The sequence below is a fragment of the Streptomyces sp. NPDC058291 genome, from assembly GCF_042880855.1.
Taxonomy (GTDB): Bacteria; Actinomycetota; Actinomycetes; order Streptomycetales; family Streptomycetaceae; genus Streptomyces.
The window spans coordinates 1-15858 of sequence record NZ_JBHVYK010000002.1 but is presented as its reverse complement, the minus strand read 5'-3'; the positions used below and the strand labels follow the sequence as shown (position 1 = coordinate 15858).

Here is a 15858-nt window from a genome sequence, read left to right as displayed (position 1 = left end):
ACCGGCCTTGCGTCATGTGCCGCGCCCGCAGCGGAAACCGAGACCCGAGAGGCCACGATGAGCACCGCCCGCTTCACCCTCGACCCCGACTTCACCGTCGGCGACGTCGACCCCCGTGTCTTCGGCTCCTTCGTCGAACACCTCGGCCGCTGCGTCTACACGGGCGTCTTCGAGCCCGGGCACCCCACGGCGGACGAGGCCGGTCTGCGGCAGGACGTCCTGGAGCTGGTCCGCGAACTCGGCGTCACCGCCGTCCGGTACCCCGGCGGCAACTTCGTCTCCGGCTACAGATGGGAGGATTCGGTCGGCCCGGTGGCGGACCGCCCCCGCCGCCTCGACCTGGCCTGGCACTCCACGGAGACGAACCGTTTCGGCCTCTCCGAGTACATCGACTTCCTCAGGAAGATCGGCCCGCACGCCGAGCCCATGATGGCCGTCAACCTCGGCACGCGCGGAGTCGCCGAGGCCCTCCAACTCCAGGAGTACGCCAACCACGCCGGCGGCACCGCCCTCTCCGACCTGCGCGCGAGCCACGGCGACAAGGACCCCTTCGGCATCAGGCTGTGGTGCCTGGGCAACGAGATGGACGGCCCCTGGCAGACCGGCCACAAGACGGCCGAGGAGTACGGCCGCCTCGCCGCCGAGACCGCCCGCGCCATGCGCCAGCTGGACCCCGGCGTGGAACTCGTCGTCTGCGGTTCCTCCAACCAGTCCATGCCGACGTTCGCCGAGTGGGAGGCGACGGTCCTGCGGGAGACGTACGACCTCGTCGACCACATCTCGCTGCACGCCTACTACTGGCCGGAGGACGGCGACGTCGACTCCTTCCTCGCCTCCGCCGTCGACATGGAGTCGTTCATCGACAACGTCGTGGCGACCGCCGACCACGTGGGCGCGCGACTGAAGTCGAAGAAGCGGATCAACCTCTCCTTCGACGAGTGGAACGTCTGGTACCTGCCCGAGTGGGAGGAGCACGCCAGGGGCCTCGACCAGGCCGACTGGCCGGAGGCCCCGCGTCTGCTGGAGGACTGCTACAGCGTCACCGACGCCGTCGTCTTCGGCTCGCTGCTCATCGCGCTGCTGCGGCACGCCGACCGGGTCACCGTCGCCTGTCTCGCCCAGCTCGTCAACGTCATCGCGCCGATCATGACCGAGCCCGGCGGTCCGGCCTGGCGGCAGACCACGTTCTTCCCGTTCGCCCAGGCCGCCCGGTACGGCCGCGGCCGGGTCCTCGACGTCCGGGTGGACTCGCCGACGTACGAGACGCGCAAGTACGGCGAGACGGACCTGCTGCACGCGACGGCGGTCCGCGCCGAGGACGGGACGGTCACCGTCTTCGCCGTCAACCGCGGCCGTACCGAGGCGCTGCCCCTCCAGGTCCGCCTGGCCGGCCTGGGCCTGACGTCGATCGTGGAGCACAGCGTGCTCGCGGACGCCGACCCGGACGCCCGCAACACCCTCGCCGACCCCGAGCGGGTCGCCCCGCACGCGGCCGAGGGCACGACGCTGACCGGCGGGACGCTGACGGCGACGCTGGAGCCGCTGTCCTGGAACGTGATCAGGCTGGCCTAGCTCCCACGTGACCGCGGGGCCGCGGCGGGACCGAGGCCGGGCCGCGGCGGGACCGAGGCCGGGCCGCCGGGTCGCCGACCGCACAATGGGGCCATGAGGATCTCGGCGAGGGCGGACTACGCGGTTCGGGCGGTGCTGGAGCTCGCCGTGCGGCAGGGCGGCGGCGACCCGGTGAAGGCGGAGTCGATCGCCGCCGTGCAGGACATCCCGCACAAGTTCCTGGAAGGGATCCTGGGCGATCTGCGGCGCGGCGGGATCGTCGACAGCAGGCGGGGCGGCGGGGGCGGTTACCGGCTGGCCCGCGACCCGGCGGCGATCACGGTCGCGGACGTGATCAGGGCGGTGGACGGCCCGATCGTGTCGGTGCGCGGCGAACGCCCGACGGGACTGACGTACACGGGCTCGGCGCAGCCCCTGCTGCCGCTGTGGATCGCGCTGCGGGCGAACGTGCGCCGGATCCTGGAAGGCGTGACCATCGCGGACATCGCGGCGGACGCGCTGCCCGGCCCGGTGAAGGAGCTGTCGGAGGAGCCGGCGGCCTGGGAGAACCCCTGACGGCTCCCGAGGGGCGCCGGCGAGCGCGGATCCACAGGGTGTGAACGGGCCGGGGTGAATGGCCGGAGTTCCACCTGGGCGCGCCCCAGCGGTCTCCCTACGATGCGATCGCCCCGGTTCTTCACAGCAGCTTCATTGATTCTTCACAGAGTTGCTGTGCGGAGCCGGTCGCATCCACCCCCCACCGACCGAAGGGGAGAGACCATGGCAAGTGGGCTGCTCCTGGGCGGCGCTGTCGCCGCTCTCGTCACCGCGGCGATGCCCGCGCACAACCCGTCCTCGGGGTTCGTCGACCCGCCCCCGGACAAGATCGTCATCAATGTGGCCACGGTGAACGGCTCGGGCTGTCGCCCGGGTTCGGCGGCCGTCGCCGTCTCCGAGGACAACACCGCCTTCACCGTGACCTACAGCGAGTACCTCGCGCAGGTCGGCGGCAACTCCGACCCGACCGCGTTCCGCAAGAACTGCCAGCTGAGCCTGATCGTCCACGTCCCGTCGGGCTTCACCTACGCCATCGCCAGCGCGGACTACCGGGGCTTCGCCTCGCTGCAGTCCGGGTCCAGCGGTGTGCAGCGGGCCTCGTACTACTTCCAGGGCTCGTCGCAGACGGTGTTCAAGAACCACACCTTCAACGGCGCGCTCAACGACAACTGGCAGGCGACCGACACCACCGACTGGGCCAACCTCGTCTACGCGCCCTGCGGGGTGCAGCGCAACTTCAACATCAACACCGAGCTGCGGGTCAACGCGGGCTCGTCCTCCCCGGCCAAGGTCAGCTTCATGACGATGGACTCGACCGACGGCGACATCAGCACCGTCTACCACATGGCCTGGAAGGAGTGCCCGGGCAAGTGAGCCGGTCCGGGATCTGAAGCCGCCCGGCCTCTCCGGTGCGCCGGAGAGGCCGGGCGAAGCCGTGTGTGCCGGATCAGCGCTCGACGCCGAGCGTCAGCGTCCCCGCGTACCCGGACGAGGTCGAACCGCCCAGGGCCGTCAGGGTCAGGAGCCCTGACGCGGCGCCTCCGCCGTCGTAGACGGAGTCCCGGGCGAGGGTGGTGCGGGTGACCCTGTTCGCCGAGTACGGGGAGAGGCTGCTGACGCGCGTCGTGATCGTCTCGCTGAAGTACAGCTGGCCGGTGTGGAGTTCCTGGCCGCCGGTGAACGAGCCGTCGGGGGTCAGGGTGACGTTCGTGTGCACCTTGATGTGGATGTGGATGCAGCGCCCCACGTACCAGCCCGGGTAGATCGTGGTGATGTTCGCGAGGCCGCTGGAGTTCGTCAGAACGCCACCGCGCAGGAACGTGCCGTCGTCCGGTTCGGTGTGGCCGTTGGCGCCCACGAAGCCCGAGTACTCGCCGAGGTGGTCGGCGTGCCAGACCTCCACGAGGGCGTTGGGGAGCGGTGCGCAGGTGTCGTCGTCGACGACGGTGAGGGCGAGCTTGAGCGGGATGCCCGGCTTGCCCTCGGTGATGTCGGCGCGGACGTACTGTCCGTCGAGGTAGTAGGGGCCTTCGGTCATTTCCTTCGTGAGGGTGCAGACGGCGGCGGCGACGGGAACGGTGTCGGCCGGCTCGGCGGGGGCCTCGTTCCTGCCCGCGGCGCCCACGGCGAGGGCCGCGGCGGTGGCGCCGGTGGCCGCGAGCACGGCGCGGCGCGTGAGGGGGGTGCGTGCGTCTGAGGTGTCTGTCATGGACACGGCAGCATAGGGGAGTTTCCTGTGAGTATCTGACGAGTCAGGGATTTTGTTGTGCGTCAAGTGGCTTGCAGGCCAGAGCGCTTCGGGCGCACCGGCCGGGCGCCGCCTTCGACGGGTTCCGTCGTCGGAGGGTGCACCGGGAGGCGGTCCGTGACTTCCCGTGCGGCGATGTGCCGGACGGCTCGGGCACCGCCCGCCCGTCCACTCCGTCCGGTCACGGCGACTAGCCCGCCTGGCCCATCCCCGCCGCGTTGGGCCAGCTCTGGGCGTTGGGCCAGCCGGTGGCCGCGGCGGGGGAGAGGCCGTTGGTCCCCCTGACCTGAGCGGCCGTGAGTCCGCCGCGGGCCGGGACGCCGGGCGGGGTCGGACCCGTCGGCGGAGCCGTGACGGGAGCCGTCGCAGGAGCCATGACGGGTGCCAGCGGCGGAGCCATGACCGGGGACATCGGGGGAGCCATGGCGGGGGACATCGGGGGAGACATCGGGGGAGCCATGGCGGGAGACATCGCCGCGGGAGACATGGCGGCGGGGGACATCGCCGCGGGAGACATGGCGGCGGGGGACATCGCCGCAGCCGGAGCCAGCGGCGGCGCCGGGGCGGGAGCCGGGGTCGGGAACGGGAGGGGGGTGGGAGCGGGCGCCGGGGGCGGAGAGGGAGCCGGGGGCGGGGTGGGAGCGGACTGGGGGAAGACCTGGGCTGCGGCCGGCATCGGCATCCCGGCGCCGTTCGAGGGAGCGGGCTGCGGCTGGGCCGCCGCGGGGGCGGGCATCGCCGGCGCGGGAGCCGCCGCGACCGGTCCCGGCGCGGGCATGCTCATGGCCTGAGCGGCCAGGTTCCGCATGCCCGCCCCGTTGGTGACCAGCCGGTCCACCGCCGCCGTGCCCGAGCTGTAGCTGGTCCCGGCGCCCAGCTCGGGCACGGGGGCTCCCCTCCTGGTCCCGTAGAGCACCTGTTCCATGCCGGACACCAGGCGACGCACGTCGACCTGGGGACGCACCACGAGCCTCAGGAAACGGCTCGACGAACCGATCTTGTTGCCGCACTCGCGGACCAGGATGCGGTGCTCGGCGAGGAGCCGGTCGCGGACCACCGTGCCCTCGGCGCCCACGGGCAGACGCACGAAGAGGAAGTTCCCCTGGGAGGGATAGACGGTCAGGCCCGGCAGCGCGGAGAGCTGGCTCGCCATGTCGAGGCGGTCGCGGCGCACCTGCAGCAGGCTCTGCGCGTACTCGGGGCCGTGCTCCTTCAGCATGAACACCACGTACTCGGCGAAGGCGTTGAGGTTCCACTTCGGCAGCATCGAGCGGACCCGTCCGGCCAGCGACGGGTTGGCGACCATGTAGCCGAAACGGATGCCGTGCAGACCGAAGTTCTTGCCGAGGCTGCGCAGCACGATGACGTTCGGCCGGATCATCGCCTCCTGCACGACGCTGGGTTCCTGCTCCGCGTCCGCGAACTCCAGGAACGACTCGTCGATGACGATGAGGTCCAGGTCGGCCATCGCGTCCATGAACTGCACGAGCGCGCGCTTGGGCAGGAAGCCGCCGTCGGGGTTGTTCGGGTTGCAGATGACGGCGACCCGGGTGCCCCGGGTCCGGATGAAGTCGGCGTACTGCGCGAGGTCCAGGGCGAAGCCGCTGGACTCCTGGAGCGGGAACATGTCGACCCGCTTGCCGGTCTCCATGGGCTGGTCGGTCCACCGGCCGAAGGTCGGGACCGGGACGGCGAGCGACTCACGGACCATCAGATGGTCGATCCAGGTGATCAGTTCGGTCGAGCCGTTGCCCATCGCCACAGCCTGCGGCGGGAGTTGGAGCAGGTTGCACAGTTCGGCCGTGATCGTGTCGGCGCTGCTCGGGTAGTACGTGATGATGTCCCGCAGCCGGGCGGCCATGGTGTCCATCATGGCCGGGGTGGGGAAGTACGGGTTGCAGGGGATGCAGAAGTCCACCGGGCCGACCTCCTCGCCGCCCTCGCGTGTCAGCGCCGCCATCGACGGGCTGTGCGCCACGCTGTTGCGGAACAACGAGGAGACGTTGTCGGCCATGGAACCTCCGTATGGGGCGGACCCGGCGGGGACGACCGGGCCCGTCGTCATGGGGTGGCCCGCGCGGGGGAGCGCGGACCGCTCTTACATACGGAGGGGTGCGCGAGGCCGTTCAACCGCAGAGGGACCGGTCGGAATTCGTGGTCCGGGCGTGAGGGTGCGGTGCGCGGACGGGCTGAACGGACGGGTGCCGGGTCAGACGCCGAACGAGTGGACCGTCGTCGTCCGGTACGTCTGCCCGGGCCGCAGCACCGTGGAGGGGAACGACGGCTGGTTGGGCGAGTCCGGGAAGTGCTGCGTCTCCAGGCAGAGCGCGTCGCCCTGACGGTAGGTGCGGCCGCCGGCGCCGACGAGGCTGCCGTCGAGGAAGTTGCCCGAGTAGAACTGCAGCCCCGGCTCGGTGGTCGCGATCGTCAGGGTGCGGCCGGAGGCGGGGTCGCGCAGGACGGCGGCGGGCTCGGGCCCGGCGGTGAGGCCCTTGTCGAGGACGTAGTTGTGGTCGACGCCCTTGCTGTGCAGGGACTGCTCGTGGGCGACCCGCAGGTCGCGGCCGACCGCCTTGGCGGTGCGGAAGTCGAACGGGGTGCCCGCGACGTCGGCCTGTTCGCCGGTGGGGATGAGCCCCGCGTCCACGGGCAGGTAACGGGAGGCGGCGATCTCCAGCTCGTGGTCGTGCACCGAGCCGCTGCCCTCGCCGGCGAGGTTCCAGTAGACGTGGCTGGTGAGGTTGACGACGGTGGCCCGGTCGGTGGTGGCCTCGTAGTCGATGCGCCAGTCGCCGCCCTCGGTGAGGGTGTACGTCACCCGCACCTGGAGAGTGCCCGGGTAGCCCATGTCGCCGTCGGGGCTCGTCAGACTCAGCCGCAGGCCGACGTCCGCCCCCTCGGTGAACGGCTCGACCTGCCACAGGCGCCGGTCGAAGCCCTCGGAGCCGCCGTGCAGGCTGTGGGCGCCGTCGTTGCGGGGCAGCTGGTGGCTCTCGCCGTCCAGGGTGAAGCGGCCCTCGGCGACGCGGTTGGCGAACCGGCCGATCAGCGCCCCGAAGTAGGGGCTGCCGGCCACGTAGTCCTCGACGGAGGCGAAGCCGAGGGAGACGTCGGCGTACCGGCCGTGCCGGTCGGGGATCTCCAGGGACTGGACGATCCCGCCGTAGTCGAGGACCCTCAGCCGCGTTCCGCCGTTCTCCAGCGACCAGCTGGAGACCTCGGCGCCGTCGGCCAGTGTGCCGAAGAACGTCTTCACCGCTGTTCCCGCCTTCCCCTCGTCGTTGCCGCGCCCGCCCGGAAACAGAGCGGGCCCCGCCTTCCGGCGGGGCCCGCTATCGGTTCAGGAACCGGACTTGCGCTTGTTCCAGACGTCGAACCCGACCGCGATCAGCAGGGCGAGGCCCTTGATGACCTGCTGCCAGTCGGTGCCGACGCTGAGCAGGTTCATGCCGTTGTTCAACACACCGAGGACGAGACCGCCGATGATCGCGCCGAGCACGGTGCCGACGCCGCCGCTCATGGACGCGCCGCCGATGAACGACGAGGCGATCGCCTCCAGTTCGAAGCTGAGGCCGGCCTTCGGCGAGGCCGCGTTCAGCCGGGCGGCGACCACCAGACCCGCCACGGCCGCGAGCACGCCCATGTTCAGGAAGACGAGGAAGGTGACCTTCTTGTCCTTGACGCCCGACAGCTTGGCCGCCGGCAGGTTGCCGCCGATGGCGTAGATGTGCCGGCCGAAGACGGCGTTGCGCATGATGTAGCCGTAACCGACCACCAGCGCGCCGAGGATGATCAGGATGATCGGCGCGCCCTTGTAGCTGGCGAGCAGCAGCGTGACCGTGAGGACCGCCGCGGCGATGGCGACGAGCTTGAGCAGGAACAGGTTCTTGGGCGCCACGTCGAGCGCGAACTCCTGCTGACGCTTGCGGTCCCGGACCTCCTGCAGCACCACGAAGGCCAGCAGGGCGAAGCCCAGCAGCAGGGTGAGGTTGTGGTAGTTGGTGTCCGGTCCGACCTCGGGCAGGAAGCCGTTGCCCATCTTCTGCAGGCCGTCGGGGAACGGGCCGAGGGTCTGCCCCTTCAGGAACATCTCCGTCAGACCGCGGAAGATCAGCATGCCCGCGAGGGTGACGATGAAGGAGGGTATGCCGAGATACGCGATCAGGAAGCCCTGCGCCGCGCCGGCGACCGCTCCGATCGCCAGGCACAGCACCAGCGCGATCGGCCACGCCACGCCGTGCTGCACGGTCAGCACGGCGGCGAACGCGCCCGTGAAGGCCGTCAGCGAGCCCACCGACAGGTCGATGTGGCCGGCGATGATCACCAGCATCATGCCGATCGCGAGGATCAGGATGTAACTGTTCTGCAGGACCAGGTTGGAGACGTTGCGCGGGAGCAGCAGGTCACCGCCGGTCCACACCTGGAACAGGACGACGAGCAGGCCGAGCGCGATCAGCATGCCGTACTGGCGCATGTTGCGCCGCAACCCGTCCACGATCAACTGCAGCAGCCCGCCGCCGGTGGCTGAGCCCCCGCCCTTACCGGGCGGCGCGGCCGCCGGGCTCTTGTCGGTCACGTCCGTGCTCATCGCGATACCTCTTTGTCCTTCGTCATCTGACGCATCAGCACTTCCTGCGTGGCCTCGGCCCGCGGGAACTCGCCCGTGAGCCGTCCGGCGGCCATCGTGTAGATGCGGTCGCACATGCCGAGCAGTTCGGGCAGCTCGGAGGAGATGAAGACGACCGCCTTGCCCTGGGCGGCCAACTGGTCGATGACCGTGTAGATCTCGAACTTGGCGCCGACGTCGATACCGCGCGTGGGCTCGTCCAGGATCAGCACGTCGGGACCCGCGAAGATCCACTTGCTGAGGACGACCTTCTGCTGGTTGCCGCCGGACAGCTTGCCCACCGGCTCGAAGACGGTCGGGGCCTTGATGTTCATGGACTTGCGGTAGCCCTCGGAGACCTGCCGCTCCTCGTGCTCGTCGACCACGCCCCGCTTGGCGACCTTCTTCAGGGCCGTCAGTGAGATGTTGCGGTTGATCGTGTCGATGAGGTTGAGGCCGTAGTGCTTGCGGTCCTCGGTGACGTAGGCGATCCCGTGCCCGATGGCCTCGGCGACCGTCCTGGTACGGATCTCCTTGCCGTCCTTGAGCACCGTGCCGCCCGCGTACCGGCCGTAGCTGCGTCCGAAGACGCTCATGGCCAGCTCGGTGCGGCCGGCGCCCATGAGGCCCGCGATGCCGACGATCTCCCCGCGGCGCACCTGGATCGACACGTCGTCGACGACCTTGCGCTGCTGGTCGATCGGGTGGTGGACGGTCCAGTCGCGGATCTGCAGGGCCGGAGCCGCGCCCTTCTCCGCCTCGTGCGGGGTGCGCTCGGGGAAGCGGTGGTCGAGGTCGCGGCCGACCATGCCGCTGATGATCCGGTCCTCGGTCGTCTCGGGCGACTTCACGTCGAGCGTCTCGATGGTGTGCCCGTCGCGGATGATCGTCACCGAGTCCGCGACCTTGCGGATCTCGTTGAGCTTGTGGGAGATGATGATCGAGGTGATGCCCTGATTCTTCAACTCCAGGATCAGATCCAGCAGTTTGCCGCTGTCCTCGTCGTTCAGCGCCGCCGTGGGCTCATCCAGGATGAGCAGTTTCACCTTCTTCGACAGCGCCTTCGCGATCTCCACGAGCTGCTGCTTGCCCACGCCGATGTCGGCGACGCGGGTCTCCGGGTGGTCGTCGAGACCGACCCGGCGCAGCAGTTCGCTGGCGTGCCGCAGGGTCTCCCGCCAGTCGATGAACCCGCCCTTGGCGTGTTCGTTGCCGAGGAAGATGTTCTCCGCCAGGGAGAGGTACGGCGACAGCGCCAGCTCCTGGTGGATGATCACAATGCCGTGCTGCTCGCTCGCCCGGATGTCCTTGAACTGGACGACCTCCCCCTCGAAGAGGACGTCGCCCCCGTAGGTGCCGTGCGGATGGACGCCGGAGAGCACCTTCATCAAGGTGGACTTTCCGGCGCCGTTCTCACCGCAGATGGCGTGGACCTCGCCCTGCCGGACGGTCAGTGTGACGTCCGACAGCGCTTTGACGCCGGGAAAGGTCTTGACGATCGAGCGCATTTCCAGGACGGGTCCCGCCATGGTCGTGCCTTCCAATCCGTAAGGTTCGACGCTTACTTGAGCTGGTCCGCCGTGTAGTAGCCGCCCTGGACGAGCTCCTTCTCGTAGTTCGCCTTGTCGACGCTCACCGGCTGGAGCAGGTAGGCGGGGACGACCTTGGTGCCGTTGTCGTACGACTTGGTGTCGTTGATCTCGGGCTTCTTGCCGTTGAGGGTGGCGTCGACCATGTCCGTGGCGACCTGGGCGAGCTTGCGCAGGTCCTTGTAGACGGTCATCGACTGCTGACCCGCGATGATCGACTTCACCGAGGCCAGTTCGGCGTCCTGACCGCTGATGACCGGCAGGGGCTTGGCGGCGGTGCCGTAGCCGTCCGACTTCAGCGCGGCGATGATGCCGATGGAGATGCCGTCGTAGGGCGAGAGCACCGCGTCGACCTTGCCGGTCTTGTAGGACGAGGTGAGGATGTCCTCCATGCGCTTCTGGGCGGTGGCACCGTCCCAGCGCAGCGTGGTGACCTGGGTCATCTTGGTCTGGCCGGACTTGACGACGAGCTTCTTGCTGTCGATGTACGGCTGGAGCACGCTCATCGCGCCGTTGAAGAAGTACTTGGTGTTGTTGTCGTCGTTGGAGCCGGCGAACAGCTCGATGTTGAAGGGACCCTTGCCGGACGCCAGGCCCAGCTTGTCCACGAGGTAGCCGGCCTGGAGCTTGCCGACCTTCTCGTTGTCGAAGGACGCGTAGTAGTCGACGTTCTTCGTGCCGAGGATCAGGCGGTCGTAGGAGATGACCGGGATCTTGGCGTCGGCGGCCTGCTGAAGGACGTTGTTCAGCGACTTGTTGTCGATGGCCGCGATGATCAGCGCCTTGACGCCCTGCGTGATCAGGTTCTCGATCTGCGAGACCTGCTGGTCGGGGTCGTCCTCGCCGAAGACCAGCTTGGTCTTGTAGCCCTTGGCCTTGAGGTCCTTCTCGACGTTGGCGCCGTCGGTGATCCAGCGCTCGGAGGACTTGGTCGGCATCGCGATGCCGACCGTCCCGCCCTTGGCGTCGCCCGACTCCGCCTTGCTGCCACCGTCCCCGGACTGCCCGCAGGCGGTCAGGGTCAGGGCGAGGGAAGCGGCTCCGGCTATGGCGGCGAGGGCGGCTCTGCGGTTACGCATGATCATCATCCTTGATGTGTGTGCAGTGGTCGGTCTCGCGCTGCGAAGGACTCCGGAGCGAGCGCCGGAAAGACCGAGAAGCGATGTGTGGGATTCTGCGCGCCTGTGTCGGCTTCTGTGAAGCGAGGTTTCCGGAACGTTATGACGCCATGTCGAACCTGTTCAGTTCGCCGGGCAGTCGCGAGCCGAGCGGGGCCATGTCGCCGTCGGCTCCGTGGCGCGCGAGCAGGTCGAGGGCGAGCCGCCCGCGGCGCACCCGCTCACGGGCGGTGGACAGCGCCAGATCCCGCAGGTGGTGGCCGTACGGGTAGATCCCCGGCGCCTTCGACAGGCCGAACTTGAGATAGAGCGGTGCGCCGCGCCGGATCAGCTCGGCGACTTCGTACATCCGGATATAGCCGCCCAGGTCGTCGGGGGCCTCGATGTACATGTCCATGGGAGCGCCCGACACCCGCCGGATCTCCGTGAGGTGATCGAGCGTCAGGTCGCTGGGCACGTTGACCGAGTCCGCGCCGAGACGCTCGTAGACCGCGTACGCCGCCGGGTTGACGGGACCGATGAGCGCCGACACCTTCAGCGTCGTGTCGGCCGGGATGATGCCGGCCGCGCGGGCGCGGTGCAGGGTCCACAGCACGCCCTCGTCGGCGACGAGCAGGCACTTGACGCCCAGCTCCGTGGCGCGCACCGCGTCTTCGACGCAGCCGGCGACGGCGTCGTGGCCGCGGGCCCGCAGTCCGCCGCCCCGGGAGTCGGTGCGGGTCGAGCCGCCGATGTCCCAGGTGCCGCGCGGCCCGGTGAACAGGCAGAGCTCGATGTCGCGTTCACCGGTGGCCTCGACCATCTCGGTGATCTCGGCGTCGGTCAGCATCCAGATGCCGCTGCCCTGACTGATCCGGTGGATCGGCACGTCCAGGCGCGAGGCCTCCTTCAGGATGACCGCCAGCGCTTCGGGGCCCTCGCACGAGGGGACCTCGGTGCGCCAGCGGCCGCCGCCCGGGAAGACATGGGGAGAGGCGTCGTGGGGATCGAGCGCGGGCGCGCCCAGGCCGAGAGCGGTGAGCGCCTGCTCACCGGGTCGGCGGGCTGCCGTGGTGGAAGCGTCGGTGGTCACATGCCGTCCTTCGTGTTCGATATGTCGGTCAGGGTTCGCGGCTCAGGTCATGACAGGGCTTGGGTGTACGCCGGCGCGGGGACCGTCAGGTGGGCCCCGCGCCGGCGTACGGCTTGCGGGGCCTACGGCCTGAGCAGCACCTTGCCCACCTTCGGGTCGCCGGACCCCACCAGCTCGATGGCCTCGGAGAACTCGGCCAGCGGAAGCTCGTGCGTGACCAGCGGCAGCGGATCCAGCAGTCCCGCGCCGAACACCCGCACGGTGTGCGACCAGGCGTCCGGCGGAGCGCCGAAGACGGTGTGCACCTCCAGCTGCCGGACGACCAGGTCCGTCGGGTCCAGCCCGGCGGCGCCCGGCGCCGGGATGCCCGTCAGGACCAGCCGGCCGCCGCGCCGGAGCAGGGACGCGGCGGTCTGCGCCGCGGAGGCGGACCCGGCGGTCTCGATGACGACGTCGAAGTCGTCGGGGAGCGGCTCGTCCCGGGTGCGGAAGTCGGTGGCCCCGAACCGCCGGGACAGACCCTCCCGGTCGTTGCGGGTGCCCACCACCAGCAGCTCGGCGGGCGAGCCCGCCTTCAGGAACTGCACGGCGAACATGCCCAGCGTCCCGGTGCCGACCACGGCCACCTTCTCCCCCGGCAGGGCGTGCGCCTTGATCGCAGCGGCCGCGATGCAGGCGGCGGGCTCCAGCAGGGCGGCGGCGGTGAGGTCGGCGTCGTCCGCGAGGGCGTGCAGCAGCCGGGCCGGGAGGGTGAGGGTGGCGGCCATGGCCCCCGGCTGGGTGAAGCCCGTCTCCTCGTACCCGTCCGTGCACAGCGTCGTCTCGCCCGCGTGGCAGCGGTCGCACACCTGGCAGTTGCGGAAGCCCTCGCCCACGACCTTGCGGCCGACGAGCGACGCGGGGACCCCGGCGCCGACCGCCTCGACCGTCCCGGACCACTCGTGGCCGGGCGTCAGCGGGTAACGGACGTATCCCTCGGGCCGGTTGCCCTGGTACACCTCGCGGTCGCTGCCGCAGATGCCGGTGGCGTGGACGCGCACCAGCGCCTCGCCGGCCTCCGGCTGCCGCGGCTCGTGCGGGACGAGCCGGTGCTCGCCCGGCCCGTCGACGACGACAGCGGTGCTCACTTGCTGCCCTTCGGCTTACGCTGCTCCCAGCCCTCGGCCCACAGGTCGAAACGGGCCTGCTGCTGCGGGAACTCGGCGGCGGCGTCCACGTCCAGCTCGACGCCGAGGCCGGGCTTGTCGGAGAGGTGGAAGTAGCCGTCGATCACCTCGGGCGCGCCCTTGACGACCTTCTTGATCTCCGCGTCGGCGAAGTCGTTGAAGTGTTCCAGGATCTTGAAGTTCGGGGCGGTGAACCCGACCTGCAGGGAAGCGGCGGTGAGGACCGGGCCGCCGACGTTGTGCGGAGCCACGAGCATGTAGTGGGTCTCGGCGGTCGCGGCCAGCTTGCGCGTCTCCCAGATGCCGCCGATGTGACCGACGTCCGGCTGGATGATGTCGACGGCCTGGCTCTCGAAGAGCTCGCGGAACTCGATGCGGTCGTGGATGCGCTCACCGGTGGCGACGGGGATGTCGACCTTGGCGGCGACCTTCTCCAGAGCCTTCAGGTTCTCCGGCGGGCACGGCTCCTCCAGCCACGCGGGCTTGAAGGGCGCCAGCTCGTTGGCCAGTCGCACGGCGGTGGCGGGCGAGAAGCGGCCGTGCATCTCCAGCATCAGCTCGGCGTCCGGCCCGATGGCGTCGCGCACGGCCTCGATGAGGGAGACGGCGTACAGGGACTGCTGGTGGTCGAGCTCGAAGTGCCCGGTGCCGAAGGGGTCGATCTTGAGCGCCTTGTAGCCGCGCTCCATGACGCCCTTGGCGGCCTTGTGGTAGGCCTCCGGAGTCCGCTCGGTGGTGTACCACCCGTTGGCGTAGGCCTTGACCTTGTCGGTGACCTTGCCGCCGAGGAGCTGCCAGACCGGCACCCCGAGGGCCTTGCCCTTGATGTCCCAGCAGGCCATCTCGACGACGGCGATGCCCGACATCACGATCTCGCCGGCGCGGCCGTAGTCGCCGTACTTCATCCGGCGGGCGAGGTCCTCGACAGCGAACGGGTCGGACCCGAGAATGTGGTTGGCCTCCGCCTCCTTCAGGTACCCGAGCAGCGCGTCGGTGTGGCCCAGCATGCGGGTCTCTCCGACACCCGTGATGCCCTCGTCGGTGTGCACCAGGACATAGGTCAGGTTCCGCCACGGCGTCCCGACGACGTGCGTGCTGATTCCGGTGATGCGCACGGAAATTACCCTTCGGCTGTTCGAGATTTCGTCACACGTTCGAAATGCTGACCAGACAGTAAAGACGGCGCGAGCGGAGTGTCAATGGGTCGAACAGGTAACGGTTTCGACAGGTTCGCCGACCCTTTCGACCTTTGGGGCGTCGCCGTGTGGGGCAGGTCACCCGATCCGACGCGCCGTATGGCCGGTTTCCCACACAACTTTCACAGCCGCACCCGCGAACGCGGCTGTCCTGGAACTTAGTCTCTCCGCGTCATGGACTACTGCCACCCGTGCCGACGGCACCTCAACGGCGCCCTCGCTTGCCCGGGGTGCGGCGCACCCGCCGAACAGCTACGCGCGTATCCGCAGAGCGCGTACGCCCCGGAGCCGCAGCCGCAGCCGTACGAGCCCGAACCGTACGGGTCCGAACCGTACGGGCGGTCCGAACCCTACGAGCGCGAACCGTACGCGCCCGGGCTGCCCGGCGCGGTGGCCGACGAGCGCGACGCGCGCGCGGCCGACGCGGTGGCCGACGAGCACGGCGGGGCCGACAGCGGAACCGCGGCCGAGGCCGAGGCCGAGGACGGCGAGCCGCAGGGGCGGGCAAAGCGCCGCCGTGAGCAGGGCCGCGGCGGCCGGCCGGCTCCCGGCGGGACGCCGGTCGCACCGGACGCGAGCCGGCGTGACCGCAAGGCCTCCGCCCACCGCCGACGCCGTAAGCGCGTGGTGCTGATCGGCGTCGGCTTCGCCCTGGCGGCGGGCGGCCTGAGCCTGGCCGAACTCGGCGTGGACGCACCGGGGTTCTCCTCGCCGGCCGACCCGGCGGCGGCCGGGGGAGAGTCGTCCGAGCTCGACGGTTCGACGTCGGAGCCGAGCGCGTCCGCGCGACCCCTGGACGACAGGACGGGCGCCGGCCGGGGCGAGGCCTCGCCCTCCCCGGACGCCTCAGCGTCCCCGTCGGCATCGGCGTCGGCGTCGGCGTCCGCGGAGGCCGGGACGGCCAGTCCCTCCGCCGGTGGTCAGGCCCAGTCGGGGGCCCTGCCCGGCTCCTCCGGGGCGACCTCCTCGGCGTCGGCCCCGGCGGACCCGTCCGGCGCCGACGCCACCCCGAGTCCCGGCCCGACGGCCTCGGGCCCCTCCGCGCAGCCGTCGCCGTCGCAGACCTGCACGCGTTTCCTGTGGTGGTGCTCATAGGGCCGGTCCGGCCCTCGCCCGCCGGGACGCCGCCTCCCCTGCCGACCCGCCGCCACGCGGAGAACCCCTCCCGCAAGCCGCCGGGCGTGAGGTCGGCCCGGGTGACCGGGTTCGCGTGCCGCGTGCCGCCTGCCGTCGGCCGCGTGCCGCCTGCCGCGTG

13 protein-coding genes are annotated in these 15858 nt (G+C 70.4%); 4 read left to right on the top strand and 9 right to left on the bottom strand.

The window, feature by feature from the left end; all coding sequences use genetic code 11:
* Nucleotides 1–57: 57 nt before the first annotated feature.
* The 3 genes from ACFVYK_RS01245 (at nt 58) to ACFVYK_RS01235 (ending at nt 2982) form a co-directional block, all read left to right on the top strand.
* Nucleotides 58–1572, top strand: a complete 1515-nt coding sequence (locus ACFVYK_RS01245; protein ID WP_389767210.1) for an alpha-N-arabinofuranosidase — start codon at nt 58–60, stop codon at nt 1570–1572.
* Between the two features lie 93 nt (nt 1573–1665).
* Nucleotides 1666–2127 (top strand): RrF2 family transcriptional regulator, encoded by a 462-nt coding sequence (locus ACFVYK_RS01240; RefSeq protein WP_389767208.1) that lies wholly within the window; start codon nt 1666–1668, stop codon nt 2125–2127.
* Between the two features lie 204 nt (nt 2128–2331).
* Nucleotides 2332–2982: a DUF4360 domain-containing protein gene (locus tag ACFVYK_RS01235; RefSeq protein ID WP_389767206.1), complete on the top strand. Its 651-nt coding sequence runs from the start codon at nt 2332–2334 to the stop codon at nt 2980–2982.
* A gap of 73 nt (nt 2983–3055) precedes the next feature.
* On the opposite strand, the gene ACFVYK_RS01230 is transcribed toward ACFVYK_RS01235, so the two are convergent.
* The 9 genes from ACFVYK_RS01230 to ACFVYK_RS01190 all read right to left on the bottom strand — a co-directional run bounded on the left by ACFVYK_RS01230 (nt 3056) and on the right by ACFVYK_RS01190 (nt 14522).
* Nucleotides 3056–3817 carry an intradiol ring-cleavage dioxygenase gene (locus ACFVYK_RS01230; RefSeq protein WP_389767205.1) on the bottom strand — a complete coding sequence of 254 codons (762 nt, stop codon included), beginning with the start codon at nt 3815–3817 and terminating at the stop codon, nt 3056–3058.
* Nucleotides 3818–4046: 229 nt separating this feature from the next.
* A complete protein-coding gene (locus ACFVYK_RS01225) occupies nt 4047–5870 on the bottom strand; it encodes a pyridoxal phosphate-dependent aminotransferase (RefSeq protein ID WP_389767203.1) in 1824 nt (607 codons plus the stop codon).
* A 195-nt stretch (nt 5871–6065) separates the two neighbouring features.
* Nucleotides 6066–7112, bottom strand: coding sequence for an aldose epimerase family protein (locus ACFVYK_RS01220; protein WP_389767201.1), 1047 nt, complete (start codon nt 7110–7112; stop codon nt 6066–6068).
* A gap of 84 nt (nt 7113–7196) precedes the next feature.
* Nucleotides 7197–8444, bottom strand: coding sequence for a multiple monosaccharide ABC transporter permease (gene mmsB, locus ACFVYK_RS01215; RefSeq protein WP_389767199.1), 1248 nt, complete (start codon nt 8442–8444; stop codon nt 7197–7199).
* Entirely contained in the window at nt 8441–9991 is a 1551-nt protein-coding gene (gene mmsA, locus ACFVYK_RS01210) for a multiple monosaccharide ABC transporter ATP-binding protein (RefSeq protein WP_389767197.1), read from the bottom strand. The genes mmsB and mmsA overlap by 4 nt, the downstream gene beginning before the upstream one ends.
* Before the next feature lie 32 nt (nt 9992–10023).
* On the bottom strand, nt 10024–11130 hold the full coding sequence (chvE, locus tag ACFVYK_RS01205; protein WP_389767195.1) for a multiple monosaccharide ABC transporter substrate-binding protein: 1107 nt from the start codon (nt 11128–11130) through the stop codon (nt 10024–10026).
* Nucleotides 11131–11269: 139 nt separating this feature from the next.
* The gene (locus ACFVYK_RS01200; protein WP_389767193.1) at nt 11270–12241 is read right to left on the bottom strand and encodes a hypothetical protein; all 972 of its coding nucleotides are present in this window, start codon (nt 12239–12241) and stop codon (nt 11270–11272) included.
* A gap of 122 nt (nt 12242–12363) precedes the next feature.
* Complete coding sequence (locus ACFVYK_RS01195; RefSeq protein WP_389767191.1) at nt 12364–13368, bottom strand: zinc-binding dehydrogenase; 1005 nt, start codon at nt 13366–13368, stop codon at nt 12364–12366.
* A complete protein-coding gene (locus tag ACFVYK_RS01190; protein WP_389767189.1) occupies nt 13365–14522 on the bottom strand; it encodes a mandelate racemase/muconate lactonizing enzyme family protein in 1158 nt (385 codons plus the stop codon). The genes ACFVYK_RS01195 and ACFVYK_RS01190 overlap by 4 nt, the downstream gene beginning before the upstream one ends.
* Before the next feature lie 255 nt (nt 14523–14777).
* Between ACFVYK_RS01190 and ACFVYK_RS01185 the strand changes: the two genes are divergently transcribed.
* The gene (locus tag ACFVYK_RS01185; protein WP_389767187.1) at nt 14778–15698 is read left to right on the top strand and encodes a hypothetical protein; all 921 of its coding nucleotides are present in this window, start codon (nt 14778–14780) and stop codon (nt 15696–15698) included.
* Nucleotides 15699–15858: the final 160 nt, after the last annotated feature.